Source organism: Leifsonia xyli, assembly GCA_001647635.1.
Lineage (GTDB): Bacteria > Actinomycetota > Actinomycetes > Actinomycetales > Microbacteriaceae > Leifsonia > Leifsonia xyli_A.
Genome location: CP014761.1, coordinates 1,503,935 through 1,530,223 on the forward strand (window position 1 = coordinate 1,503,935; position 26,289 = coordinate 1,530,223).

Consider the following 26,289-nt stretch of genomic DNA (forward strand, 5'->3'; position numbering starts at 1 on the left):
CGCCGGTCAGTACCCCTGCTGCGTGTACGCGGCGGCGGCCTGGTTCTGCGCGTCGGCGACCTGCTGCTCGTAGTCGGCCTGCGCCTCGGCGTTGCGCGCCTTCAGCTTGCGGCCGCGGGCGGCGAGCCAGGCGCCGGTCCAGATCGAGATCTCGCGGGCGATGACGCCGGCGAGCACCGCGAACGGGTTCACCCACGCGCTGCGGAGGAGGACGTTGAACTCGCTCGGAGTGCGGAGCCAGTACTGGGCATCCACCAGGTTGGCGCCGATGTAGACGAGGTAGACGAACACCGCGACGAACAGGCCGCCGAGGATGTAGGCCCACCAGCGGGCGCGGTTCAGGATCTGGATGAGCACGACCATCCCGATGAAGAACGCGAGCACGGGAGCCCAGCCGCGGAGGCCGAATGCCGGACCGCCGGTGAAGAACTGGAGCAGCGCGGGCCCGAACTCGTCGCTCGGCGTGAGCAGCGAGCCGACGATGAGCACAGCGGCGGCCCAGAGCGCAGCGAAGGCGACGGTCCCGACGAGGGCGATCAGGATGCCGACGCCGCGGTTGCTCTTCTTCTTGGGCGGCTCGGGGCGCGCGAGATAGATCGGGGCGACCGGCTGCGGGGTCCCCGTCGTGGCGGCCGCGGCTGCGGCACCGGCCGCGGCGGGGGCGCCTGCGCTGGTCGCCTCGCCCGCCGGAGCGGTCGGGTACGCGGTGGTCGGGGCGTCGGTGTTCTCCCGCAGGTTCGCGGCCTCGGCGGCGGCGATGACCGGGGTGGCGGACTCGGCCGGGGATGCGGTGTCGACCGTGGCGTCTCCGGCGGCGGTCGCGCCGGCGGCACCCGGCTGCGCGCTGTTGCGCGCGACAGCGGCGGCGACGTCGTCATCCGACGCGACGACGGGCTCCGGCTCGGCGATGGCGGTGCGGGGCTGCGGCTCCGGCGTGGCCGGCACGGCGGCGGCGTCCTCCTCCGCGGGACGGTTGAGGTGTCCGCGCGCGGAGACGGGCTGCGACGGCGGCTCCACCACCTGCGCCCCCGTGTCGGTGGCGGGCTCCGCGGCGGCCGACTCGGCCGGGGCGGTCGCGGGCGCGACCTGGTCGGCGTCGGGCGCGGGCTCGTAGGTAGACCGCTTCGGCGCGGACTCCGGCGTGTCGCTCATCCTGGCTCCTCCATCGGCCCGGCGGGCCCGTTGCGCCCACTGTAGCAACGGGGCCCGCCGTGTCCAGGGAGGCGGGGCGGGTGGGGTTACTTGGTGGTCGTGGCCTTCGAGGGGTCGGTGAGCACGTAGAGGAAGCCGCTGAGCTTCGCATCGAAGCCCACACCTGCCTGGGCCTTGGTGATGGCCAGGCCGTTCACGAGGAAGAGGCGCTTGCCGGTCTGCACCGCTTTGATGAACGCCAGCAGCTCCTTCTCGCCGCCGCGCGCCGTCACGCTCACGGGGACGACCGTGAAGTTCTCTCCGGTGATGAGGGTGCTGGTGACCGGCGGGGCGCCCACCACGGGAGCGGGTGCGGGAGTCGCGGTCGGAGCGGGCGTCGCGCTGGGCGTGGGTGTGGGAGTGGCCGTCGATCCCGATCCCGGGGCCCCGGCTGCCGGCGCCGCCGCAGTGCCGTCGGCCTGCGGCAGCGCGTACGGCTTGCCGTCGCCCTGCGTGCTGGCGACGATGACGACACCGCTGGAGGTGGCGAATCCGCTCAGCTCGTCGCTGAACGTCGGCCAATCGGCGGTCGACGGCACGGACGCCGAGAGGTCCACCAGTTGCTGCTTGAGCTTCGGCAGGTTCTCGCTGTCCTTCTTCATCTTCGCCAGCAGCGTGGCCTTGATCGCGTTGCCGCTCTCCACCTGCGCGGTCTGGGCGCTTGCCGCCGTCGCCGCGTCGAGTTGCGGCTGGATTCCGACGATCCATCCGAGGGCACCGATCACCACCATCACGAGGACGGAGCCGATGATCCAGAGTCTGGTCTTGTCCATCACTTGCCCTTCGTCTCGAACCGCTTGGTGAACCACTCATCGCTCAGGTGGATGACGACGGTCGAGGTGTAGACGCCGGTCTCGTCCCGATTGACCGCCCCGGCGGAGACGTCCGCGACGCCCTTGATCTTCTGGATGGACGTCACCCAGGCCGAGATGTCGGGGAACCCCGCGCTCGCGGTGACGACCGTCACGGTCGCGATCCGCGGCCCCTGGAGCGGGTCCGCGGACTGCTGGTAGACGGCGATCGGCGAGGCCGAGTCGATCGTCGTGGACGTCATCTTCAGACCGGCAGGCTCCACCGTGCCGATCGCCGTGATGAACGACTCCCAGTCGACCTCCGTGGAGGCGCCGACCTGCTGGGCCGCGGCGGCGATGTCCACCTGGTTCTGCACGTTCCGCACCTGGACGTACTTCTGCTGCTGCGCCAGAAGGTCGTTGGTGCGCGCCTGGGCGGCGAGCATCTGCGCCTGTGCCATGACGTTGAGTCCGAAGGCTCCCGCCACCGCCATCACGACGACGAGGAGGACGGCCAGGACGCCCCAGGTGAAGCCGCGCCGGGTGCGTGCGTTGCGCCGGGCGGAGCGTACCTCCGGGGGGAGCAGGTCGACACGGGGGTCTCCGCCGATGACGAGACCCTCGAGCTCCGGCACCGTTGCGGGAACCGCCGCCTTCGGCTGCTTGGTGCGCTTGGCCGGTTTCTCGGCCGGGGTCTCCGGCGGGTCGGTCGGACGGCGGAGGCTGATGGTCATGCTGCACTCCCGAGGGCGAGGCCGAGCGCTGCGGAGAGCGCCGACCGGTTCTGCCGCAGCTGCGCCGCGTCGAGGTGACGCGACAGCGTGACGGCGTGGAAGGGGTCGCCCGGCGCGACGGGGAGCCGGGTCATCTCGCTGAGCGCCTCGGCCATGCCGGGCAGCTGCGAGCCGCCGCCGGTGAGCAGGATGCTCTCGACCGGCGTCGTGGGGCGGGTGTTGACGAAGTAGCTGACCGTGTTGCGCAGGCTGTTGAGCAGCTCGCCGGTCACGCGGTAGACGATCTCGACCGCCTGCTGCTCCTCCGGCGAGCTGACCTGCTTGGCGAGGCCGGTGGTCGCCTTGATCCGCTCGGCCTCGCCGGGCGAGACCTCGAGGCCCGACCGGAGCGCCTGGGTGAGCTCCGCGCCGCCGGCGGGGATGATGCGGACGAACTGCGGAACGCCGTCGGTCGCGACCACGACGCTCGTGGTGTGCGCGCCGATGTCGACCAGTGCGACTGTGCCCCGGATTCCGGCGCGGGTGACCATGGCGCGGGTCAGCGCGAAGGGCAGCAGGTCGACGTCGACCGGCGTGAGGCCCGCGAGCTGGACAGCCTTCACGTTGCCGAGCACCGCCTCTTTGACGGCTGCGATGAGCAGTCCGTTGACGACCGGGCCGGTCTCGAGCATCCCCTCGGAGATCGGGTAGAAGTCGAGCAGCGCATCCGCCACCGGCACGGGCAGCATGTCCTGGACCAGGAACGGGAGGCTCTCCCGGATGCGTGTCTGCGACATGCGCGGTACGGTCAGGTCGCGCGCGAGGACACGCTGGTTCCCCATCCCCAGCACGACCTCCTTGCTCTTGAAGCCGCCCTGCTGCCACAGCTGCCGGAGGCCCGCGGCGATCGTGTTGGGCTCGAGGACCTCACCGCGCGACGCGGCTCCGTCGGGGATGGGCACCGCGTAGTGCCGCAGCAGCGTGGGCTTCGGCTTGCCGGGGTCGGCGAGCTCCACCGCGCGAATGGTCGTGCTGCCGATGTCGATGCCGACGATGCTGGTGGCCATCCGTTCCTCCTTCTGTCGTGTGGTGCGTGTTGGTCAGCTGAGTCCGAGGAGCGCCAGGTAGGCGCTCCCGATCGAGGGTCCGGCGAGGATGCCGAGCCAGGCGCCGGCGAGCATCCACGGTCCGAACGGGATGCCGCTGCGGCGGCCGGCGCGGCGGGTCGCGAGCAGGGCGATCCCGAACAGACCGCCGAGCAGGAACGCGGCGAACGCGCCCACGAGCAGCGGCGCCCAGCCGAGGAAGCCGAGGAAGATCCCGAGGACGCCGGCGAGCTTGACGTCGCCGAAGCCCATCCCGTCCGGGCGCACGAGGGCGAGGACGAGATAGAAGAGGAACAGGGCGGCTCCGCCGATAGCGGCGCGCGCCAGCGCGAACGGGTCGCCGCCGACGAGGGCGGCGGCGCCGAGCAGAACGATGCCGACGCCGTACGACGGCAGAACGAGCGCGTTCGGCAGGCGATGCGTGTCGAGGTCGATGAGCGCCAGCGCGATCGAGATCGCCATGAGATAGAGGAAGGCGACCACGACGAGGACACGAGACGCGATACCCGCCGGACCGCTCGCGACAGACGCCTGCGGTCCCGCCCAGAACCACCACGCGACGAGCGCGAAAGCACCCGCGGTGGCCGCCTCCACCAGCGGGTAGCGGATGGAGATGGCGCTGCGGCAGGCGCGGCAACGGCCGCGCAGCACCAGCCACGACAGCACCGGGATGTTGTCGTACGGCCGGATCTCTGCACCGCAGCTGCCGCACGCGCTCGGCGGCGACACTATCGAGCGCCCGGCCGGGACGCGGTAGACGACCACGTTGAGGAACGAGCCGATCAGGGCGCCGAAGACGCCGGCGCACACCAGGCCGAAGACGAAGAAGGCGGGGGTCATGGCAGCGGCGCTCCCGTCGAGTCGAACGCGGTCTTGACCTCGATCTCGGTGTTCACGTCGTAGGAGGTGGTCCGCGGCGTCGGGAACTTGGGCGGAGGCGAGTTGAGCAGGCGGGTGTCATAGCTGTACCTCTTCAGGAAGCCGCTGCTGCCGGAGCCTTGGCCGACCGGCCCGCGGAACTCCTGCGCGATGGAGCCCGTGACGCAGAGATAGCCGATGAAGATGCCCGCGTCGTAGTTGTGCACTTCGAAGCTGTGATTGTTGGAGAGGAGTGCTGCATTGATCGTCCGGGCGCAGTTCGAGCTGCCGGACGTGGCCTCGAAGGTGAGATAGGCCTTTTCACTGCTACAGGAGGCGCCGTTGGAAGCCGGGTAGGTGCTCGGGTTCGTGCACACCATCGGGTTCCACACCCAGACGGCGCCGGCCCCGACGAGTCCGAGGATGTCGTTGGCAGCATCCTGATAGACGAGCTTGCCCGTGATCCACGCGAAGTGCTCGGCGTTGATGGTCATGGCGCTGTGCATGGTGCCGTCGACGAACACGTCGCCTGCCCGGCAGTCGTACTTGGCGATGGAGGGCACGACCTCGTTCAGCACGGGGTAGCCGAGGCCGTTGCCGGAGGACTTGCCGTCGGCGCCGACGCACTTGAGCGTGTTGTTGTTGGGCGAGGCCGAGGACGACCAGTAGTTGGTGTTGGTCGAGTCGCTCGGGACGGCCTGGACGTACGCCAGGTTGTTGTACAGCTGGGAGGCCGGGCCTATCGCGATCTTCTGGCCGTTGACGGTGTCGGCCAGGGTGTTGGCATTCTGGGCGAGAGTGTTTCCGGGAGTTCCCGGCGTGCCGCAGAAGGCCGGCGCGGTGCCCGAGGTCGCCGATCCGTTCGAGAGCTCGGTCTTCTTGGTCCACGGCGAGATGACCGTCATGTACGCCGTGCCGCCGGAGACGGAGAAGCTGATGTCCGTCGGCCCCGTGTACAAGCATCCGGGGCTCGGCACCTTGACGGGGATGTCGGTCCGCACCTGATCGAGCTGCGCCTGCGCCGGGGGCATGGTGATCTGCGCCGCGTTGACCGGGGCACCTGCCGAGAAGGACGGCGTCCCCGCGCCGCCCGAGCAGTTGTTCTGCGTGTACAGCTTGCCCCCGACGGGGTTGGGGTTCGCGGTGGTCACCTTCTGCTTGAAGGTGCCGCCGCAGATGTTGAGGGTGTCGTTGGAGTGCACCTGCCCGTCGAACGTGTCGCCCGAGACGAAGTTGATGAGACAGCTCTGCGGACGGGTCTGCGCCCAGGCGTAGGCCACGGGGCAGCTCACGTTGTTGAGCGACGGGTCGAGCTCCTCGTAGTCGGTGAAGTACACGTAGTTGGTGAAGCCGGTCTGCTTGATGTTCGCGACGACGCTGCGGGTGACGGTGTCCACCCGCCCGGTGGCACGCAGGTGCAGGATGCCGTTGCTCGCGTACTTGGAGTTGTCGACCTCGTAGCGGAACGACGCGTTGGCGGGGAGTCCGTCCGTCAGCGGGACCGGCGCCCAGCGGCCACCGGCGGACGTGGGCGTCACGTCGAAAGCGGGGTTGTCGCGGCTCGACGGCGGCATCGCGACCAAGGACTGCGACCCGTTCGCGATCGTGAACGCCGACGCGGGGTTGCCGTACTGCTGGTAGCTCGGATCGTTGGTGAGGCGGCCCTGGTAGTCGGCCACACCGGCGAACGCGGCCGACATCGCGGCGTCCCAGTCGGCGTCGTGGTTGGACCGCACGAGGCCGGACACCGAAAACGTCATGGTCAGCGAGATCAGGAGAAGCAGGACGCTGGCGATGCCGACGACCATGGCCAGAGCGACGCCGCGGTCACCCGTCGAGCGGACGGCCGCGAGTCGCATACGAAGGAGTCTGAGCATCGTCCCTACCCCACGTTCGCCATGCCGATGGTGTTAGTGACGGTCACCGCGCTCGCCGCACCGGTCGGCTGGATGGTGATGGTCACCTGGATGGACGCGATCGCGCCGCGCTGAGCATCCGTCGAGAGGTTCGCGGGCAGCAGCTCCGCACCCGTCTTGTCGAAGTAACGGAACACCGTGACGCTGGACGGGATCGAGTTGCACAGATTGCGCGGCGGCCTGGCCGCGCCGAAGTCCCAGTGCCCATTCGCACCCGCTGTCGTCGACGTCGCCGGGGACTGCGTCTCGACGAGGGTGCCGCTGCTATTGACGGTGTAGTTCACCATGACGGGGCTCTCCGCGCCGCTGAGGTTCACGTAGGCGAAGAACTGCAGGCTCGTCGCGGAGGCTGCGATGATGGCCGGCGCGTTCAGCGGGGTTCCGGGCGCGGGACTGGCGTACGGGTTGGGAGTCGCGGCGCGGATCATGCGGGCCACCTGGTTCATCCCGTTCGAGGCCTGCCGGGTGCCGCCGTCGATGGACTGCGCGAGGCTGACGCTGTGGGTGCCCGCGACGAACATCCACACGCCGAGCGTCATCAGCAGGCCGGTCAGCATGATCGCGATCAGCAGTTCGATGAGCGAAAGCCCGGCCTGACGCGACCGGAGAGCCCGAAGCACGCGCATCATGGGAGCCTCGGATCGATGGTGAGGATGTTCGCGCCGGTGAAGGGCGGGCTGCCCGCGGGAAGCGTGATCTTCGTCTTGTCCACGAGGGCCGAGTCCTGGAGGGGATCGGTCTGGTTGCTGAGTGCGTAGATCTTCCAGCTGCCGTAGGGCAGTGCGACGTTCGCGATGCCGCCGATCGCCGGCGACTGGCCGTAGCGCAGGGTCATGCCGGTCGAGCATCCCGGGTCGCCGATAGCGGTCGCGGCGGTCGCGCTGACGGCGACGATCCACTTGCTCGAGGTGGAGATCCGGATGACGGGCATGGCGACCGTGATCGGCGCCGAGCCGGCCGTCACACCGACGGCCGTCGGACGCTGGCCGACATTGCCGGACGCGTTGGGGCTGACCCACTGGCCGGGGTCGACGGAGAGGCACTGCGGCAGGCCGCCGCCCGTCGGGACGTACTGGCCGGCGAAGATGGAGTAGCCCGAGCCCCAGGGGAAGAGCGGGGTCGTCGCGGTCGTGATCGCTGCGAGGGTGGCCGGGCTCACGGAGGTGGAATAGGCGTCGCCCTGCGGCGCGTACGTCATCGGGAGCGATGTGGGGAACATCGTACCGAGCGGAGCGCCGGGCGAGAGCGTCACAGCGGGGGTGGCGGCGGTGTCGTACTGCACGTCGAGCACGGAGGACTGCCCGGCGGTCACGGTCGTCTGGGCCGACGGGACCTGCACCTGCTTGCTGCTGATGCGGCCGTCTCCGGTCTTGCCGACCGTCACGACGTAGGTCCCCGGCGTGACCTTGAGTACGTAGCTGCAGCCGTCGGCGTCGGTAGGATCCGGGGCCGCCGAGACGGCGGTCGCCGTGTTGGGCGACACGGTCGTGTCCACCTTGACCGCGACGGGGACGCCGGGCAGCGCCTGACCGGCGGCATTGGTCACGTGGACGATGATCGTGCCGGTGGTTGGGTCGTTGATGGGTCCGGCCGGAGCGAGGAGCGTGCTCGCCTGCACGGGCGTGGTCGACGGGTTCTTGCCGTCCCAGGTGACCGACACATTGAGGGTCTTGTTCTGAAGAATGCCGCTGCCGCTACCGCAGTCGGAGGCGGCACCGGCGCTGTTCACCCAGCCGACGGACTTGGTGATCGTGTAGGTCGTGCCGTCGAGCGTCTGGGTGACGATACCGCTGGTGACGTCGAAGACATCGGGCGTGGCCCGGGCAACGTCGACCTGCTGCGCTGCGAGGTTGGCCGCCACCTCACTGGCGCGGCTGTTGCGGGTCATCGTCATCGAGAGCGTCAGCGAGTAGGCGACGATGACGGAGATGATGGCGAAGACCATCATCGCCACCAGGACCTCGATGAGGGTGAACCCGCTGTCGCGGGTCTCGTCCTGGCGGAGAAGGGTGTTGATGCGGTTCACGGGGGTTCACCTCCCTTGGTCGGGTCCGGGAGTCGAGGGTGGATCGGGGTGCTGCTGAAGAGCGGAAGCGGGGCGCCGCCGGTGGGCGACGCCCCGCTGTCATGCGTAACTCGGGCTTACGGGCAGGTACCCGTTACTGCGCCGTTGGTCTGGTCGATCTTGAAGGTGTTACCAGTCGAGCTGACCTCCTGGATGCAGAAGGCGGTGGAGGTGGGAGCGACGGTGCCGAACGTGATGGCACTGTTGCCCGGGCTCTGGGTGTAGCCGTAGGAAATGAGCTGAGCGGTGGTCGGCGTCGCGGCGCTCGCGCCCTTGTCCGTGTAGTACGCGACGACGGCGGTCTTGGCGTTGGCGAGGTCGGACTTGACCGACGCGTCCTTCGCGTTGTTCTGGACCCCGATGTAGATCGGGATGGCGATGGCGGCGAGGATGCCGATGATGATGACCACCACGAGGAGCTCGATCAGGGTGAAGCCCTTCTCGTCCTCCTCGAGCAGCCCCTTGCGGCGAGCGTTCAGCTTGCCCATGAGACGGAAGTACATTGCAGTGTCCAATCGGTCGGGTGGATGGATGCGGGGGGCGGTGCGAGTACCGCTTCGGGGATGACCATATTTCTCGGCGGATTTGGAGAAATATCCCCCGTCAGAGGGGTTTTCGAGGCTTCTACGACCCCAGTGCGGGGGCGTTTCCGGGCCCCTGGCCCCCGGCGGAGGGTCAGCCGCCGACGGCCGACGCGATGCTGAAGATGGGCAGGTAGAGGGCGACGACCATGCCGCCGATGACGACGCCGAGGAAGGCGATCATGAGCGGCTCGATGAGAGCCGTGAGCTGCTCGGTGGTGGCCTCCACCTCCTGCTCGTAGAAGTCGGCGATCTTGTCGAGCATGGTCTCCAGTGAGCCGGCATCCTCGCCGACGGCGACCATCTGCGTCACCATCGACGGGAAGACCTTCTGCTGCGACAGCGGGGTGGCTATCGCCTCACCCTGTCTGACGCCCTCAGCGACCTCCTCAAGCGCTTTCTGCAGCACGTAGTTGCCGCTGGTCTCCCCCACGATCCGGAGCGCCTGGAGGATGGGCACGCCGGCGCTGATCATGTTCGCGAAGTTGCGGCTGAAGCGCGCGATGGCGATGCGTTTCATCAGGGAGCCGAAGACGGGCATCCTGAGCTTGAACGGGTCCAATCGCTTGCGCACGGCTTCGTCGTTCTTGTGCTTCGGCCACCAGAAGGCGAACACGATGCCCGCCACGGCCACGACCGGCACGATGAAGACCATCGCATGGGACAGCTGAACGAGGATCATGGTGGGCAAGGGCAACGGCTTGCCCAGCCCGGCGAACATCTTCTCGAAGATCGGCACGACGAAGAGCAGCATCGCGGCGACGCCGACGATCGTCATGCAGAACACGATCACCGGGTAGGTCAGCGCCGACTTGATCGCGGAGCGGAGCTTGACCTCCTTCTCGAAGTTCTCGGCCACCGCCTCCAGCGCCCCGTCGAGGAAGCCGCCGGTCTCACCGGCCTTCACCATGTTGATCATGAGCGGCGGGAACACGTTCGCGTGCCGTCTCATGGCGTCGGAGACGGAGATGCCGCTCTCGACCTGGTCGCGCACATCCGTGAGGACGGCCGTGAACTTCTTGTTGGGGTTCTGCTCGGCGAGGATGTTGAGCGTCCGGAGCAGCGACAGGCCGGCGCCGATCATGGTCGCCATCTGTCGGCTCATGACGGCGAGCTCCTTGAGCTTCACCCCCGAGCCGGCGCTGAGCTTGATCTCGCGGTTGAGGCCCGTGCCCTCGGCGGCCTCGGCGATCGAGACCGGCGAGAGGCCCATCGTGCGCAGCCGCGAGGCGACGGCGGCCTCGCTGGTGGCATCCACGCGACCCTTGACGATCTTGCCGGAGGCGTCGCGGCCCTTGTACGCGTAGGGCGTGCTGATCGCCATGGTCAGCCCACCGTCCCCGAGTAGGAGTCGCCGAAGTCCGGCCCGCTGGCGGCGATCGCCATGGCGGAGTGCTCGGTCGGCGACTCGACGCGCTGGATGAGGCGGGCGATGCCCTCCTTGTCGTGCGCCTTCTCCATGGCGGCACGGCGCGTGATGACGCCCGCGTTGACGAGCTCGGCGAGGTGCTGGTCCATGGTGCGCATGCCGGAGTCGCGGCCCGCCTGCATCATCGACGCGATCTGGTACGTCTTGCCCTCGCGGATGACGTTGGCGATGGCCGGGTTCATCATCAGGATCTCGGTGGCGACGACGCGGCCCTTTCCGCTGGCGCGCTTGACCAGCGTCTGCGAGACGACGCCCTGCAGCGTGCCCGCGAGCTGGGCCCGCACCTGGTCCTGCTGGTGCGGCGGGAACACGTCGATGACGCGGTCGATCGTCTGCGGCGCATCCTGCGTGTGCAGGGTGGCGAAGACGAGGTGGCCGGTCTCGGCGGCGGTCAGCGCGACGGAGATGGTCTCGAGGTCGCGGAGCTCGCCGATGAGGATGACGTCGGGATCCTGGCGCAGCACGTGCTTCAGCGCGTTGTTGAAGCTGTGGGTGTCGTGGCCGACCTCGCGCTGGTTGACGATCGACTTCTTGTGGACGTGCATGAACTCGATCGGGTCCTCGACCGTGACGATGTGGTCGGCGCGCGTGCTGTTGACCAGGTCGATGAGCGCGGCGAGTGTCGTCGACTTGCCGGAACCGGTCGGGCCGGTGACGAGCACGAGACCGCGGGGCAGCTGCGAGAACTGCCCGACCGCGTCCGGGACGCCGAGGTCGGCGAGCTGCTTGATCTCGGTCGGGATGAGGCGGAACGCCCCGCCGTAGGAGCCGCGCTGCTGGTAGAGGTTGACGCGGAAGCGGGCGTTCGCCGAGATGGTGAACGCGAAGTCGAGCTCGTGCTCGCGCTCGAACTGCTGCAGCTGCCGCTCGGTGAGGAGGCTGGTGAGGGCGGAGCGGGTGCGATCGTGGTTCCAGGGCTCGGTGCTCCCCGCGGGGCGCAGGCCGCCGTCTACACGGACCATCGGCGGAGCGCCGACGGTCACGTGGAGGTCCGACGCCCGCTGGTAGACGACCTCGTGGAGGGCGGCGACGAGTTCCTTATCGGCCCTCTCGAGGGCTTCGCGCTCCGGGTCGGTGAGGCCTTCGTCGAACTCCGGGATGACCGGGTGCGACACCTGCTCCGGCTCGGCGACGGGTGCGGCTGCGCGGCGACCGGCGGGGATCAGGCGGGTCACCGGGGCGCTGTACGCCGGCTCCGGAGCGGTGATGGAGTCGAGGGACCAGACCTGGGTCGGCGGCGCGGCCGGCTCCGGATCAGGCAGCACCGCCTCCGGCAGCACCGGCTCGGGCGCGACATACGCCACCGGCTCGGGAAGCACCGGCTCGGGCGCCACATACGCCTCCGGCTCCGGCAGCACCGGCTCCGGCGCCGCGAGCGGCACGGACTCCCCCGCGACCGGCGGCGCCCACATGGGCGGTGCGCTGAGCGGCACGCCCGGGCCGGGCGCCCAGCCGCCGGCGGTGGCGCCGGGCGGGGTCACGGGGATCTCGTAGACCGGCTTCTCCGTCGGGGGCGGGAAGCCGCCCCAGCTCTCGTCGTTCGTCATGTGCCCTCCCTAGGCGACCACTCTGAGGATCTCTTCCACGGACGTCATGCCGCGCTTGACCTTCTCCCAGCCGTCCTCGCGCAGCGTCAGCATCCCCTGCTCGCGCGCGGCCCGGCCGATCTCGGCGCTCGAGGCACGCTCGACGGCCAGGCGCTCGATGTCCTCCGTCACCGCCATGACCTCGTGCACCGCGATGCGGCCGCGGTAGCCGGTGTTCGAGCAGGCCGGGCAGCCGACCGGGACGAACAGCTGCGGCGGCTCCTCGCCCACGGGGACGGGGAAGCGCAGACGTCGCAGGTCGTCCGGCGCGTAGACGCCCGGCTGCTTACACCGTTCGCAGAGGCGCCGCGCGAGGCGCTGGGCGACGACGCAGTCGAGCGCCGAGCCGACCAGGAACGGCTCGATGTCCATCTCGGTGAGCCGCGTGACGGCGCTCGGCGCGTCGTTCGTGTGCAGGGTCGAGAGGACGAGGTGGCCGGTCAGCGACGCCTCGATGGCGATCTGGGCGGTCTCGTGGTCGCGGATCTCGCCGAGCAGGACCACGTCCGGGTCCGAGCGCAGGATGCTGCGCAGCGCGCTCGCGAAGGTCAGGCCCGCCTTCGGGTTGACCTGAACCTGGTTGATGCCCGGCATCCGGTACTCGACCGGGTCCTCGACCGTGATCACGTTGATCTCGGGCCGCGCGACGGCGTTCAGGGTCGTGTACAGCGTCGTCGACTTGCCCGAGCCGGTCGGGCCGGTGACCAGGATCATGCCGTACGGCTTCGAGTACGACTCGCGGTACGTCTCGAAGTTGCGCTCCAGCAGGTTGAGGTCGCCCAGCGTCATCCCGGTGTTGGTGTTGTCCAGGATGCGCATGACGACCTTCTCGCCCCACACCGTCGGAAGGGTGGCGACCCGGAGGTCGATCTGGCGGCCGCCGTGGACGACAGACATGCGGCCGTCCTGCGGCTTGCGGCGCTCGGCGATGTCGATGTCCGACATGATCTTGAGGCGCGAGATGACGCCGTTCTGGATGCTCTTCGGCGCCGACTGCATGGCGTGCAGGACGCCGTCGATGCGGTACCGCACCCGGACGTCGTGCTCGGCCGGCTCGATGTGGATGTCGGAGGCGTGGTCCTGGATGGCCTGGCTCACCAGCAGGTTCACGAACCGCACGATCGGCGCGTCGTCGTCCGACGCCTCGGCGAGGGCGGTCTCCTCGGCGGGAGCGGCGTCCTCCTGAAGCGTCGTGGTCAGGTCGCTGAGCTCGTCGTCGGCGCGCACGTAGCGGTCGATCGCGGTGCGGAGGTCGGCCTCCTCGGCGACGGCAGCCGCGATGTTGAGGCGGGACGCGGCACGCACGTCGTCGATGGCGAAGACGTTGCCGGGGTCGGCCATCGCGAGCACGATCATCCCCTCGGCCAGACCGATCGGGAGCACGGTGTGGCGACGGCAGATGGCCCCGGGGATCAGGGCGACCGCGGTGCGGTCGACGGGATAGTCGGCGAGTTCGACGAAAGGGATGCCGGACTGCGCGGCTCTCGCGCGCGCGAGCTGAGCGGACGTGATCGCACCGCGCTCGATGAGCTCGCGCACGACGGACTCGTCCGCCGCCGGCTCGGTCGCCACCCGGTCGAGGTATTCGATCGGCAGGTGGCCGTGGAGGATGAGGATCTCGGTCATGGACGCCACAGGGACCTCCTACGGGTAGCGGCTGCCGACGGGGTCGGGTAACGGCAGGCCCGTCCGGTCGGAGGCGAGACTCCCCGGCCCGGCAGGGCGTAGTCACCCTATGCAGCGGCCGGAACAGGGCGACAGACCCGCGTGAGGGTGCCACACCGGTGGGGGGCACCCGCTCGCGGGGCGTGGTTCCATCCTCGATCGGGCCGCCGCAGGGGGCCAGAGCGCCCGCGCGCGATAATGCCGGTGTAGCGCCGGAGGCCGCTCAGCGCAGCTTGCCGCGGCGGCTCGCGAGGTACACGAGCACGCCGGCGAGCACCGCGCATCCCATGGTCGTCAGCCAGTACGGGAGGGTCACGGCGGCGTGCCCGGAGACGGCTTGCGCGACGCCCACGATGAAGCTGACGACGGCGACGACCAGCAGCACCGCGCCGAAGCCGAGCATGGCTCGGCCTGCCGTGTCGGTGTACTGGAGGAGCTGGCGCCACATGCTCCCATTCTCCCAGACGCCCGGAGGCGGGAACGACGAAGGCCCCGGCGCCGAAGCGCCGGGGGCCCAGTCGTACGGGTACCTGCTTAGTTGTAGGTGCCCGGGGTGTAGTCGTCAGAGCTGAAGCTGTCGAAGTCGACGAAGCTCAGGTCGCTCTCGTTGAACGAGGAGTCGTCGGCGAAGATGCGGTTGGGGTACCGCTCCGCCTTGGCCTCCTCGGTCGCCTCGACCGACACGTTGCGGTAGCGGGACAGACCCGTACCGGCCGGGATGAGCTTTCCGATGATGACGTTCTCCTTGAGACCGATCAGCGGGTCGGACTTGCCCTCCATGGCCGCCTGCGTCAGGACGCGGGTGGTCTCCTGGAAGGACGCGGCCGACAGCCACGACTCGGTCGCCAGCGAGGCCTTGGTGATACCCATGACCTCCTGACGGGCGGACGCCGTCTTCTTGCCCTCCTGCAGCGCAGCGCGGTTGATCTCGTTGTACCGCGAGCGGTCGACGAGCTCACCCGGCAGCAGGTCGGTGTCGCCGTGGTCGACGACGGTGACCTTGCGGAGCATCTGGCGGACGATGACCTCGATGTGCTTGTCGTGGATCGGCACACCCTGCGAGCGGTAGACGCCCTGCACGCCGCCCACCAGGTGCTTCTGCACCTCGCGGACACCCTTGACGCGCAGAACCTCCTTCGGGTCGACCGTGCCGACGATCAGCTGCTGGCCGAGGTCGACGTGCTGGCCGTCCTCCACCAGGAGGGTGGAGCGCTTCAGCACCGGGTAGACGTGCGGCTCGTCGCCGTTGTCCGGGGTCAGGATGACCTTGCGGGACTTGTCCGTCTCTTCGATGACGATGCGGCCGGCAGCCTCGGCGATCGGGGACGCACCCTTCGGGGTACGCGCCTCGAACAGCTCCTGGACGCGCGGCAGACCCTGGGTGATGTCGTCCGCGGAGGCCGAACCACCCGTGTGGAAGGTACGCATCGTCAGCTGGGTACCGGGCTCGCCGATCGACTGGGCGGCGATGATGCCGACCGCCTCGCCGATGTCCACCAGCTTGCCGGTCGCGAGCGAGCGGCCGTAGCAGGCGGCGCAGACGCCGACCGCCGACTCACAGGTCAGCACGGAGCGGACCTTGATGTCGGTGACGCCGGCGGCGACCAGCTTGTCGATGAGCACGTCGCCCACGTCCTCGCCCGCCTTCGCGACCACGTTGCCGTCCGAGCCGACCGCGTCAGCGGCCAGCGTGCGGGCGAACACCGAGTTCTCGACGTTCGGGTCGCGGGTCAGGGTGCCGTCGGCACCGACCGTCGCGATCGGCAGGTCGAGACCCTTGGTCGTGCCGCAGTCGTCCTCGCGGATGATGACATCCTGCGAGACGTCCACCAGACGACGGGTCAGGTAGCCCGAGTCCGCCGTACGGAGGGCCGTGTCGGCCAGACCCTTACGGGCACCGTGCGTCGCGATGAAGTACTCCGCCACCGACAGACCCTCGCGGTACGAGGAGATGATCGGACGGGGGATGATCTCACCCTTCGGGTTGTTCACCAGACCGCGCATACCGGCGATGTTGCGGACCTGCAGCCAGTTACCACGGGCACCGGACGTCACCATGCGGTTGATGGTGTTGTCCGCCGGGAAGTTGGCGCGCATGGCCTCGGCGACCTCGTTGGTGGCCTCGGTCCAGATCTTGACGAGCTCCTGACGACGCTCGAGGTCGGTCGTGAGACCCTTCTCGAACTCGGAGGTGATCTTCGCCGCCTTCTTCTCGTAGCCGGCCACGATCTGCGCCTTGTTCGGCGGGGTCAGGATGTCGCTCAGCGACACCGTGACGCCCGAGCGGGTGCCCCAGTAGAAGCCGGCGTCCTTGATCCGGTCGAGCGCCGCGGCGACCTCCACCTTCGGGTACCGCTCGGCGAGGGCGTTGACGATCGACGAGATCGTGCCCTTGTCGGCGACATCCTCCACGTAGGGGTAGTCGGCCGGGAGCGTCTCGTTGAAGAGGGCGCGACCCAGCGTGGTCTCCACGATGGCGGTGATCGGCTCGGTACCCGTGTCGGCCGCGTCGGACGGCACGTAGTTGTCGAGACGGATCTTGACCTTGGCGTTCAGGTGCAGCGTGCCCTGGTCCTTCGCGAGGATCGCCTCGGAGACCGAGGAGAACGCGCGACCCTCACCCTCAGCGCCCTCGCGGACGGTGGTGAGGTGGTGCAGACCGATGATCATGTCCTGCGAGGGCAGGGTGACCGGGCGGCCGTCGGACGGCTTCAGGATGTTGTTCGAAGCGAGCATCAGGATGCGGGCCTCGGCCTGGGCCTCCACCGACAGCGGCAGGTGCACCGCCATCTGGTCGCCGTCGAAGTCCGCGTTGAACGCGGCGCAGACGAGCGGGTGGAGCTGGATGGCCTTGCCCTCGACCAGCTGCGGCTCGAACGCCTGGATGCCCAGACGGTGCAGCGTGGGCGCACGGTTCAGCAGCACGGGGCGCTCGCGGATGATCTCCTCGAGCACGTCCCACACCTGCGGGCGCGAGCGCTCCACCATCCGCTTCGCGGCCTTGATGTTCTGAGCGTGGCTCAGGTCGATCAGGCGCTTGATGACGAACGGCTTGAACAGCTCCAGCGCCATCTGCTTGGGCAGACCGCACTGGTGCAGCTTGAGCTGCGGACCCACGATGATGACCGAACGGCCCGAGTAGTCCACGCGCTTTCCGAGCAGGTTCTGGCGGAAACGACCCTGCTTTCCCTTCAGCATGTCGCTGAGGGACTTGAGGGCGCGGTTGCCGGTACCCGTCACGGGGCGGCCGCGGCGGCCGTTGTCGAACAGCGCGTCGACGGCCTCCTGCAGCATGCGCTTCTCGTTGTTCACGATGATCTCGGGGGCACCGAGGTCGAGCAGACGACGGAGGCGGTTGTTGCGGTTGATCACGCGGCGGTACAGGTCGTTCAGGTCGCTGGTGGCGAAGCGGCCACCGTCGAGCTGGACCATCGGGCGCAGCTCCGGCGGGATCACCGGGACCACGTCGAGCACCATCGCGGCCGGCGAGTTGCCGGTCGCCAGGAACGACGACACGACGCGCAGGCGCTTGATCGCGCGGATCTTCTTCTGGCCCTTGCCGGTGGCGATCTGCTCGCGGAGCAGCTCGGCCTCCTGGTTCAGGTCGAAGGCCTGCAGGCGGCGCTTGATCGCCTCGGCGCCCATGTAGGCCTCGAAGTAGAGGCCGTAGCGGTCGAGGAGCTCGTTGAAGTCCGCGTCCTCCGGCTTGAGGTCGCCGACCTTGAGGGTGCGGAACGACTCCCACACGCGCTCCAGGCGGGCGATGTCCTCGTCGAAGGACTTGCGGAGCTGGCCCATCTCCTTCTCGGCGGTGTCCTTGACGCGACGCTTCTGGTCGGCCTTGGCACCCTCCTCCTCCAGAGCGGCGAGGTCGGTCTCGAGGCGCTGCAGACGCTCGGCGACGCGGGCGTCGCGCTGGTCGGACAGCGTCTTGATCTCGAGACGCAGCTCGTTCTCGAGGCCGGGGAGGTCGGCGTGACGGCCGTCCTCGTCCACCGAGATCACCATGTAGGCGGCGAAGTAGATGACCTTCTCGAGGTCCTTCGGCGCCATGTCGAGCAGGTAGCCGAGGCGGCTGGGCACACCCTTGAAGTACCAGATGTGCGTCACCGGGGCGGCGAGCTCGATGTGGCCCATACGCTCACGACGGACGGAGGACTTGGTGACCTCCACGCCGCAGCGCTCGCAGACGATGCCCTTGAAGCGGACGCGCTTGTACTTGCCGCACGAGCACTCCCAGTCGCGGGACGGTCCGAAGATCTGCTCTCCGAAGAGGCCGTCCTTCTCGGGCTTGAGCGTGCGGTAGTTGATCGTCTCGGGCTTCTTGACCTCGCCGTAGCTCCAACGACGGATGTCGTCAGCGGTGGCCAGGCCGATACGCAGCTCGTCAAAAGTTGTTGCGTCGAGCAATGTGTTCACTCTCTCCTATTGAAGATTCGTCAGTTGGTCTGGCTGCCGGGTCAGATCTCGTCGATGGACGAGGACTCGAAGCGGGAGGAGATGTTGATGCCGAGCTCCTCCGCGGCGCGGAAGGCCTCGTCGTCCGAGTCGCGCAGGCTGACCGCCTGGCCGTCGGCCGAGAGCACCTCCACGTTCAGGCAGAGGGACTGCATCTCCTTGATGAGCACCTTGAAGGACTCCGGGATGCCCGGCTCCTGGATGTTCTCACCCTTGACGATGGCCTCGTAGACCTTGACGCGGCCAAGGATGTCATCCGACTTGATGGTCAGGAGCTCCTGCAGCGCGTACGCGGCACCGTAGGCCTCGAGGGCCCACACCTCCATCTCACCGAAGCGCTGACCACCGAACTGCGCCTTACCACCGAGCGGCTGCTGGGTGATCATCGAGTACGGACCGGTCGAACGGGCGTGGATCTTGTCGTCGACCAGGTGGTGCAGCTTCAGGATGTACATGTAGCCGACCGACACAGGGTCCGGGTACGGCTCGCCGGAGCGGCCGTCGAACAGCTGCGTCTTACCGGAGGAGCCGATCAGGCGGTCGCCGTCGCGCGTCGGGAGGGTCGAGTCGAGCAGACCCGCGATCTCCTCCTCCTTCGCACCGTCGAACACCGGGGTCGCGACCTTCGTGTTCGGCGCGGCCGAGAAAGCGGCCTCGGGGAGCTCAGCGGCCCACTTCGGCTTGCCCTTGATCTCCCAGCCGTTCTTGGCGATCCACCCGAGGTGGATCTCCAGGACCTGACCGAAGTTCATGCGGCCCGGGACACCCAGCGGGTTCAGGATCACGTCGACCGGAGTTCCGTCGGCGAGGAACGGCATGTCCTCCACCGGCAGGATCTTCGAGATGACGCCCTTGTTGCCGTGACGGCCGGCGAGCTTGTCACCCGCGGTGATCTTGCGCTTCTGGGCGATGTAGACCACCACGCGCTGGTTCACGCCGGAGCCGAGCTCGTCGTCGCCGTCCTGCGCGTCGAAGACCTTGACACCGATGATGGTGCCCTCCTCGCCGTGCGGGACCTTGAGGGAGGTGTCGCGCACCTCGCGGCTCTTCTCGTTGAAGATCGCGCGGAGCAGGCGCTCCTCGGCCGACAGCTCGGTCTCGCCCTTCGGCGTGACCTTGCCGACGAGGATGTCGCCGGGGCGCACCTCGGCGCCGATGCGGATGATGCCGCGCTCGTCGAGGTCGGCCAGGAGGTCCGGGCTGACGTTCGGGAGGTCGCGGGTGATCTCCTCCTTGCCGAGCTTGGTGTCGCGGGCGTCGACCTCGTACTCCTCGATGTGGATCGAGGAGAGGGTGTCGTCCTTCACCAGGTTCTGGCTGAGGATGATCGCATCCTCGAAGTTGTGACCCTCCCACGGCATGAACGCGACGAGCAGGTTCTTGCCGAGCGCGAGCTCGCCGTTCTCGGTCGCGGGACCGTCGGCGACGACCTCGCCCTGCTCGATGCGGTCGCCCTCGTCGACGACCACGCGGTGGTTGTACGAGGTGCCCTGGTTCGAGCGGTCGAACTTGCGCAGGTAGTAGGTCTGGTACGTCCCGTCGTCCGCCATCACGGTGACCGCGTCGGCCGAGACCTCGGTGACCACACCGGACTTCTCGGCGGTGACCACGTCACCGGCGTCGATGGCCGCGTAGCCCTCCATACCGGTACCGACGACCGGGCTCTCCGAGCGGAGCAGCGGCACCGCCTGGCGCTGCATGTTCGCACCCATGAGGGCTCGGTTGGCGTCGTCGTGCTCGAGGAACGGGATCAGGGAGGTACCCACCGACACCATCTGGCGCGGGGAGACGTCCATGTAGCCGATCTCGTCGGCGGGGATCAGGTCGACCTCGCCGCCCTTCTGACGGGCGAGCACGCGCTCCTCGACGAAGTGGCCGTTCGCGTCGAGCGGGGCGTTGGCCTGCGCGACGACGAAGTCGTCCTCCTCCGAAGCGGTCAGGTAGTCGATCTGGTCGGTGACCCGGCCCTCGACGACCTTGCGGTACGGCGTCTCGATGAAGCCGAACGAGTTGATGCGCGCGAAGGACGCGAGCGAGCCGATCAGACCGATGTTCGGGCCTTCCGGCGTCTCGATCGGGCACATGCGGCCGTAGTGCGACGGGTGGACGTCACGGACCTCGACGCCGGCGCGCTCACGGCTCAGACCACCGGGGCCGAGCGCGGAGAGGCGGCGCTTGTGAGTCAGACCCGCGAGCGGGTTGTTCTGGTCCATGAACTGCGACAGCTGCGACGTTCCGAAGAACTCCTTGATCGCGGCGACGACGGGGCGCACGTTGATCAGGGTCTGCGGCGTGATCGCCTCGATGTCCTGCGTGGTCATGCGCTCGCGGACGACGCGCTCCATGCGGGAGAGACCGGTGCGGACCTGGTTCTGGATGAGCTCGCCGACGGCGCGGATACGACGGTTGCCGAAGTGGTCGATGTCGTCGATGTCGAGACGGATGTCGGTCTCGACGCCGTTGCGCAGGCCCCGGAACGTGGTGCGGCCGTCGTGCAGGGCGACCAGGTACTTGATCGTGGCGATGATGTCCTGGACGGTCAGCACCGAGTCCGTGAGCGGGGCCTCGAGGCCGAGCTTGCGGTTGATCTTGTAGCGGCCGACCTTGGCGAGGTCGTAGCGCTTCGGGTTGAAGTAGAAGTTGTCGAGGAGCGCACGCGCGGCCTCGGCGGCGACCTGCTCACCCGGACGCAGCTTGCGGTAGATGTCCTTGAGCGCCTCCTCCTTGGTGAGGATGGCGTCCTTCTCGAGGGTCAGCTCGATCGACTGGTAGCCGGCGAACTCGGAGAGGATCTCCTCGCTCGTGAGGCCCAGCGCCTTCAGGAACACGGTGACCGACTGCTTGCGCTTGCGGTCGATGCGGACACCGACCTGGTCGCGCTTGTCGATCTCGAACTCGAGCCACGCGCCGCGGCTCGGGATCACGCGCGCCGAGTAGATGTCCTTGTCGGACGTCTTGTCGGCGGTGGCCTCGAAGTACACGCCCGGCGAGCGGACGAGCTGCGACACGACGACACGCTCGGTGCCGTTGATGATGAACGTTCCGCGCTCGGTCATGAGCGGGAAGTCGCCCATGAAGACCGTCTGCGTCTTGATCTCACCGGTGAGGTGGTTCATGAACTCGGCCTCGACGTAGAGCGGGGCCGCGTAGGTCTTGCCCTTCTCCTTGCACTCGTCGATCGAGTACTTCTTCTCTTCGAGGAAGGGGTTCGTGAACGAGAGCTGCATGGTCTCGCCGAGGTCCTCGATGGGAGAGATCTCCTCGAAGATCTCCTCGAGGCCCGTGTTGGCGGGCAGATCCTGACGACCCTGTGCCTCGGCCTCGGCGACGCGAGCCTTCCACGCGTCGTTTCCGACCAGCCAGTCGAAGCTCTCCGTCTGCAGTGCGAGCAGATCGGGAACCGTGAGGGTGTCCGTGATCTTTGCGAACGAGAGACGGGATGCGGCCCGTCCGTTCTTGGGTGTCTTGTCGTTGTTGGTTGCGTTGCGCGCAGCAGCCAAGGAAATAACCTCCGTGGGCCCCGTCGGGCCAGTTACTGTCGGTGGTGGAGTTGTCTGGACGAGAACCCCCAGTCGCATCGCGTCGCCGTATCTGACCCGAAAGGACGGGACCGGGCGCGCGGGTAGGAGTCAGAGCCGACCGCAATATGAAGGCAGAATTTTGACTGGGAGCGCAAAGAACAACTATATGTCAAATAGACGCGCCGTGTCCAGTCTTTTCTTGACCGAAGACACGACCTGAGGTATAACGCACGTCCGGCGGCGGTATTCCCGGGGCTCAGGACCGGTGAGAGCGGTAGGTCGGGAGGGTGTCGACCGTCGCCAGGACGGCCTCCTCGCGGGTCCGCGGCGACCAGCCGAGCACGCGCCTCGCCTTCTCGCTGGACGCCCGCCGCGCCTTCCCGAGGTCGGGGAGGAACTCGCGGACCCGCCGGCTGAACGGCGCAGCGGCCTTCAGCATCCACGGCGCCATGAGCTTCGTGCTGACCCGGCGCCCTGCGGCCTCGCCGAGATGCCCGCGGATGAGGAGGGCTACCTCCTGCACGCCCATCACGTCGCCTGCGATCGCGAGGAAGCGCTCGCCCGCCGCCTCCGGCCGTGTCATGGCCAGCAGGTGCAGCTCGGCGACGTCGCGCACGTCGACCACGCCGAAGTAGGCGTCGGGCAGGCGCGGGAGGCGTCCCTCCTTGACCAGCCGGACCAGCTCGACCGAGCTGGAGACGTCAGGCCCGAGCACCGGCCCGAGGATGCCGACCGGGTTCACCGTCGACAGCTGCAGGGCGCCGCCCTCCCGCGCGATGAAGTCCCACGCCGCGCGCTCCGCCAGCGTCTTGGAGCGCACGTAGGCGCTGATCGGGCGGCCGCTGTCGAGCTCGGTCCAGTCCTCCTCGGTGAAGGCGCGGTCGGTCGGCTCGTGGCCGTAGCCGATCGCCGCGAAGGAGGAGGTCAGCACGACCCGCTCGACCCCGGCGTCCCGGGCGGCGCGCAGCACGCGCAGGGCGCCGTCGCGCGCCGGGCGGATGAGCTCGTCCGGGTCCTTCGGCTGCACCGACGGGAAGGGGGATGCCACGTGCAGCACGAAGCGGCACCCGGCGACCGCGTCCGCCCATCCGTCGTCCGACATGAGGTCGGCGATGGCGAACTCGAGCCGGTCCCCCGGGTCGTCGATGCCGCCGGCGGCCAGCTGCGAGCGCACGTCGGCGGCGCGGGCGGGCGTGCGGATGGTGGTGCGCACGCGGTACCCGGCCTCCAGCAGGGCGAGGACGCAGTGGGCGCCCACAAAGCCGGAGCCGCCGGTCACCAGGACGAGGTCGGGGGTGGTCGGGTCGGTCACGCTGCCATCCTTCCCCGGCGGGGGCGGTTGCGCTACCGGTGGGTCGCAGCCGCGGTCAGCGACGGATGTCGAAGGCCGCCAGCAGGCCGTCCTCCACGGAACGCATGGCCCGTGGGCTCAAGCCGCCGAGGCGGCGCTGCACGTCCTCCGGGTACATCGGCTGCACGTCGTCGCAGAGGACGCGGCCGACGACGCATTCGCCGTCGGGCACTGCGACGATGCTGGGCAGACTCCGCTTCAGCGTCGTGGTGATCCGGACCACCAGCACGCTCTCCAGACCCGCGTTGCGCCGATTGTTGCTGACGACGAGGTACGGCTTCGCCTCGTCGAAGCCGGGCATCCTGGCGAGGTACACCTCGCCGCGTCGGTACTCGCTCACCGGTCCGAGGATGCGCCGCGTCGGCCGGCCCGCGCGCGCCCTGCGCGGCGCCGGCGTTCGACGTCCGCCCATTCGTCGTCGGCGGCCAGGGCCACGTACTCGGCGGCCTCCTCGGCTTCGCGCAGATGCTCCAGACCGGCCTCGAAGACGGCGTGGACGAGTTGGGCGTCGCTGGCGCGCGCATCGATGTCCGTCAGGACGGAGAGACGAGCCGGCGACCGACGGACGATCCGCAGCTCCTCTTCGTCGCGATCGGTCAGCGGCACGGACAGCCGTCGTCGAGGCGTCGAGGGAGTGGCGAGGGCGCTCATCTCTCCAGTGTCGCCGACTCCGTGATGCACATCAAGCCTGAAAGTGATGCATGCATTACCGGGCTCAGGAACGGACGAGCGCGATCGCCTGGGCGCGGTCGCGGACGGCGAGCTTGGCGAAGAGGGCGTTGATGTGGGTCTTCACCGTCGAGACGCCCACGTAGAGGGTGCGGGCGATCTCCGCGTTGCTGAGGCCGTCGGCGACCAGGGCGAGCACTTCCGCCTCGCGGCGGGTGAGGGTCGGGAAGCGGGCCAGCAGCGCGTCCGCAGGCTCCGGCTCGGCGGGCGCGGAGGCGGACGCGGTGAGCGAGTCCACGAGGCGTGCGCCGACCTCCGGCGCGAACGTCGCCTGCCCGCTCGCGACCGCACGCACCGCCGCCGCGAGCTCCGCGCGGCCGGCGTCCTTCGTCAGGTAGCCGCGTGCGCCCGCTCGGAGCGCCGCGACGATCGAGGCGTCGTCGGCGTAGGTGGTGAGCACGAGGACGGCGGTACCGGGCGCCTCGGCGGTGACCCGCGCCGTCGCGGCGGCGCCGTCGAGGACGGGCATGCGCAAGTCCATCAGCAGCACATCGGGATGCTCGGCCACGGCGAGCGCGACCGCCCCCGCTCCGTCGGCGGCCTGGCCGACGACCTCGACGTCCGGCAGCAGTCCGAGGACGGTGACGAGGCCATCCCGGACGATCGCCTGGTCGTCCGCCACCGCCACCCGGATGCGCGCGGCGTCGTTCACAGCAGCGCCTCCGCGGTCACGGTGAACCGCCCGTCCTCGGCGGACGTGGTCACCGAGGCACCGCGCGGGAGGGAGCCGAACCGCTCGCGCATCCCGTCGAGGCCGTGCCCGCCTCCGGAGCCCACGAGCTCGGGATGCGGCGCGGCGAGGGGGTTGGAGACCACGAGACGCACGCGCTCAGTCTGCCAGGACAGGCGCACGTCCACCGGCGCCCCGGGCGCGTGCTTGCGGGCGTTGCTCAGCGCCTCCTGAAGGCAGCGCCGCAGCGCGCCGGCCACGTCGGCGCCGACGGACCGGGCCGAGCCGTCGACGGCGAACTCCACGGAGCCGCCGAGCGAGCGGTGCGCAGACACGAGGTCGTCGAGGGCCTGCTCGACGTCCTCCGCGCTCACCGTCTCGGCGCGGCCGGCGTCGACGGGGGCACGCAGCGCCGCGACGGCGCGGCGCGCGTCGGCGAGACCATCGGCTGCGAGCCGCCGAGCGTCGATGACGCGGGAGCGGGCGGCGGCGTCCTCGCCGGCCTCGAGCAGCGCGTCCACCGCATCCAGCTGCATCACCAGGCCGCCCAGGCTGTGCGCGAGTACGTCGTGCAGGTCGCGGGCGAGGGCGACCCGGGACGCCTCCTCGCGCATGGCCGCCTCCTGTTCCCGCAGCAGCGCCTCCCGCTCCTCCGCCCGCCGGAACTGGCGCCGGCTGAGGCCGCCGAACGCGCCGAGCAGGATGCCGCCCAGCATCGAGAGCAGGGCGGGCACCGGCGTCCCGACGGGCACCGCGCCGACCGCCGTCAGGAGCAGCGCGAGTGCGCCGACGGCGAACCCGCCCCAGAGGGGCACGGCGATATCCCCCAGGACGGCGAGGACACCCACCGCCGCGGGTACGACCGTCAGCCCGTCGGTCGGCCCCGCCGTGATCGCCCCCAGCGCTGTCGACAGCACGATGCAGACGAGAGCCGAGCGGGCCAGCCCGTAGTGTGCGAGCACTCCGCGCGCGACCCACAGCGCGAGGGAGGCGAACGCGACGACGACCACCCACAGCGGACGCGCTCCGCTGTGGGTGGTGACGAGGCCGTAGCCGACGGCCGCCGCGCCGAAGACGGTCAGCGCGAGGGCGAGCCCGCCGGGTCGCGAGGAGACGATCACTCGACCATCATGCGGCCGACGGCGGCGTGGCGCTCGAGCCGCGCGGCGAACACCGCGGTGCGGGCGACGCGGTTGGCGGCGAAGACGAGCAGGATGACGCCGGTCGCGGAAGCGAGGTGCGCCCCCGCCTGGGCGGCCACCACGTCCACGACGATGCGCACCGCGACGACCACCAGCCACAGCGCCATGCCCCAGCCTCCCGTGCGGGATTCGTAGATCGCGAGGTCGCGTCCGTCCTTGCCGGCGGGTACCGGCTGAGGCAGGCGGCGGAAGTGGGCGATCGCGCCCATCCACGCGCCCACGCCCAGCGAGAAGAGGAGTTCGCCGACGAGCACCGCGATGTCGAGTGGGGTGATCGAGGCCGGCGTCACCTGCTGCGCGATGAGTGCCAAGCCGATGATGGCCAGGATGAGCGGAGAGCGCCACATCCGACTCACCACGACCGGGCGCCACGTCATCTGACGCACGCCGATCCACACGATCAGCAGAAGGATGAGGAGGCCGTTGGCGATCATCTGGAGTGTCATGTCCTCAGCCT

21 protein-coding genes are annotated in these 26,289 nt (G+C 69.2%); all 21 read right to left on the reverse strand.

The window, feature by feature from the left end; all coding sequences use genetic code 11:
- Positions 1 to 6: 6 nt before the first annotated feature.
- The 21 genes from A0130_07380 to A0130_07480 all read right to left on the reverse strand — a co-directional run bounded on the left by A0130_07380 (position 7) and on the right by A0130_07480 (position 26,278).
- Positions 7 to 1,152, reverse strand: a complete 1,146-nt coding sequence (locus tag A0130_07380) for a hypothetical protein (GenBank protein ANF31516.1) — start codon at positions 1,150 to 1,152, stop codon at positions 7 to 9.
- Between the two features lie 86 nt (positions 1,153 to 1,238).
- Positions 1,239 to 1,964, reverse strand: a complete 726-nt coding sequence (locus A0130_07385) for a hypothetical protein (GenBank protein ANF31517.1) — start codon at positions 1,962 to 1,964, stop codon at positions 1,239 to 1,241.
- The gene (locus A0130_07390; GenBank protein ANF31518.1) at positions 1,964 to 2,716 is read right to left on the reverse strand and encodes a hypothetical protein; all 753 of its coding nucleotides are present in this window, start codon (positions 2,714 to 2,716) and stop codon (positions 1,964 to 1,966) included. Before A0130_07390 ends, A0130_07385 begins: the two co-directional genes overlap by 1 nt.
- Complete coding sequence (locus A0130_07395; GenBank protein ID ANF31519.1) at positions 2,713 to 3,762, reverse strand: pilus assembly protein PilM; 1,050 nt, start codon at positions 3,760 to 3,762, stop codon at positions 2,713 to 2,715. The genes A0130_07390 and A0130_07395 overlap by 4 nt, the downstream gene beginning before the upstream one ends.
- 33 nt (positions 3,763 to 3,795) lie before the next feature.
- On the reverse strand, positions 3,796 to 4,641 hold the full coding sequence (locus A0130_07400) for a peptidase A24 (protein ID ANF31520.1): 846 nt from the start codon (positions 4,639 to 4,641) through the stop codon (positions 3,796 to 3,798).
- Positions 4,638 to 6,518, reverse strand: a complete 1,881-nt coding sequence (locus tag A0130_07405; GenBank protein ID ANF31521.1) for a hypothetical protein — start codon at positions 6,516 to 6,518, stop codon at positions 4,638 to 4,640. The genes A0130_07400 and A0130_07405 overlap by 4 nt, the downstream gene beginning before the upstream one ends.
- Positions 6,519 to 6,541: 23 nt before the next feature.
- Entirely contained in the window at positions 6,542 to 7,204 is a 663-nt protein-coding gene (locus A0130_07410; GenBank protein ID ANF31522.1) for a hypothetical protein, read from the reverse strand.
- Positions 7,201 to 8,601 (reverse strand): hypothetical protein, encoded by a 1,401-nt coding sequence (locus tag A0130_07415; protein ANF31523.1) that lies wholly within the window; start codon positions 8,599 to 8,601, stop codon positions 7,201 to 7,203. Before A0130_07415 ends, A0130_07410 begins: the two co-directional genes overlap by 4 nt.
- Before the next feature lie 116 nt (positions 8,602 to 8,717).
- Positions 8,718 to 9,143 carry a hypothetical protein gene (locus A0130_07420; GenBank protein ANF31524.1) on the reverse strand — a complete coding sequence of 142 codons (426 nt, stop codon included), beginning with the start codon at positions 9,141 to 9,143 and terminating at the stop codon, positions 8,718 to 8,720.
- 172 nt (positions 9,144 to 9,315) lie between these two features.
- A complete protein-coding gene (locus tag A0130_07425) occupies positions 9,316 to 10,545 on the reverse strand; it encodes a pilus assembly protein PilC (protein ANF31525.1) in 1,230 nt (409 codons plus the stop codon).
- A gap of 2 nt (positions 10,546 to 10,547) precedes the next feature.
- Positions 10,548 to 11,591, reverse strand: coding sequence for a type IV pili twitching motility protein PilT (locus tag A0130_07430; GenBank protein ID ANF33339.1), 1,044 nt, complete (start codon positions 11,589 to 11,591; stop codon positions 10,548 to 10,550).
- A gap of 615 nt (positions 11,592 to 12,206) precedes the next feature.
- A complete protein-coding gene (locus tag A0130_07435; protein ANF31526.1) occupies positions 12,207 to 13,871 on the reverse strand; it encodes a type II secretion system protein GspE in 1,665 nt (554 codons plus the stop codon).
- Between the two features lie 253 nt (positions 13,872 to 14,124).
- Positions 14,125 to 14,349 carry a hypothetical protein gene (locus A0130_07440; protein ANF31527.1) on the reverse strand — a complete coding sequence of 75 codons (225 nt, stop codon included), beginning with the start codon at positions 14,347 to 14,349 and terminating at the stop codon, positions 14,125 to 14,127.
- An 86-nt stretch (positions 14,350 to 14,435) separates the two neighbouring features.
- A complete protein-coding gene (locus A0130_07445; GenBank protein ANF31528.1) occupies positions 14,436 to 18,311 on the reverse strand; it encodes a DNA-directed RNA polymerase subunit beta' in 3,876 nt (1,291 codons plus the stop codon).
- Between the two features lie 50 nt (positions 18,312 to 18,361).
- On the reverse strand, positions 18,362 to 21,859 hold the full coding sequence (locus A0130_07450; protein ID ANF31529.1) for a DNA-directed RNA polymerase subunit beta: 3,498 nt from the start codon (positions 21,857 to 21,859) through the stop codon (positions 18,362 to 18,364).
- A gap of 277 nt (positions 21,860 to 22,136) precedes the next feature.
- Positions 22,137 to 23,192 carry an epimerase gene (locus tag A0130_07455; protein ID ANF31530.1) on the reverse strand — a complete coding sequence of 352 codons (1,056 nt, stop codon included), beginning with the start codon at positions 23,190 to 23,192 and terminating at the stop codon, positions 22,137 to 22,139.
- A 55-nt stretch (positions 23,193 to 23,247) separates the two neighbouring features.
- A complete protein-coding gene (locus A0130_07460; protein ID ANF31531.1) occupies positions 23,248 to 23,571 on the reverse strand; it encodes a hypothetical protein in 324 nt (107 codons plus the stop codon).
- A complete protein-coding gene (locus A0130_07465) occupies positions 23,568 to 23,837 on the reverse strand; it encodes a hypothetical protein (GenBank protein ID ANF31532.1) in 270 nt (89 codons plus the stop codon). The genes A0130_07460 and A0130_07465 overlap by 4 nt, the downstream gene beginning before the upstream one ends.
- A gap of 109 nt (positions 23,838 to 23,946) precedes the next feature.
- Complete coding sequence (locus tag A0130_07470; GenBank protein ID ANF31533.1) at positions 23,947 to 24,612, reverse strand: DNA-binding response regulator; 666 nt, start codon at positions 24,610 to 24,612, stop codon at positions 23,947 to 23,949.
- Positions 24,609 to 25,751, reverse strand: coding sequence for a two-component sensor histidine kinase (locus A0130_07475; protein ID ANF31534.1), 1,143 nt, complete (start codon positions 25,749 to 25,751; stop codon positions 24,609 to 24,611). Before A0130_07475 ends, A0130_07470 begins: the two co-directional genes overlap by 4 nt.
- On the reverse strand, positions 25,748 to 26,278 hold the full coding sequence (locus A0130_07480) for a hypothetical protein (GenBank protein ANF33340.1): 531 nt from the start codon (positions 26,276 to 26,278) through the stop codon (positions 25,748 to 25,750). The genes A0130_07475 and A0130_07480 overlap by 4 nt, the downstream gene beginning before the upstream one ends.
- Between the last annotated feature and the right edge of the window lie 11 nt (positions 26,279 to 26,289).

Bases quoted from the DNA above. Each gene is read 5' to 3' on its own strand.
- A0130_07410 (ANF31522.1), bottom strand. From the start codon at position 7,204: ATGATGCGCGTGCTTCGGGCTCTCCGGTCGCGTCAGGCCGGGCTTTCG.
- A0130_07395 (ANF31519.1), bottom strand. From the start codon at position 3,762: ATGGCCACCAGCATCGTCGGCATCGACATCGGCAGCACGACCATTCGC.
- A0130_07405 (ANF31521.1), bottom strand. From the start codon at position 6,518: ATGCGACTCGCGGCCGTCCGCTCGACGGGTGACCGCGGCGTCGCTCTG.
- A0130_07440 (ANF31527.1), bottom strand. From the start codon at position 14,349: ATGTGGCGCCAGCTCCTCCAGTACACCGACACGGCAGGCCGAGCCATG.
- A0130_07390 (ANF31518.1), bottom strand. From the start codon at position 2,716: ATGACCATCAGCCTCCGCCGTCCGACCGACCCGCCGGAGACCCCGGCC.
- A0130_07380 (ANF31516.1), bottom strand. From the start codon at position 1,152: ATGAGCGACACGCCGGAGTCCGCGCCGAAGCGGTCTACCTACGAGCCC.
- A0130_07425 (ANF31525.1), bottom strand. From the start codon at position 10,545: ATGGCGATCAGCACGCCCTACGCGTACAAGGGCCGCGACGCCTCCGGC.
- A0130_07420 (ANF31524.1), bottom strand. From the start codon at position 9,143: ATGTACTTCCGTCTCATGGGCAAGCTGAACGCTCGCCGCAAGGGGCTG.
- A0130_07480 (ANF33340.1), bottom strand. From the start codon at position 26,278: ATGACACTCCAGATGATCGCCAACGGCCTCCTCATCCTTCTGCTGATC.
- A0130_07385 (ANF31517.1), bottom strand. From the start codon at position 1,964: ATGGACAAGACCAGACTCTGGATCATCGGCTCCGTCCTCGTGATGGTG.
- A0130_07400 (ANF31520.1), bottom strand. From the start codon at position 4,641: ATGACCCCCGCCTTCTTCGTCTTCGGCCTGGTGTGCGCCGGCGTCTTC.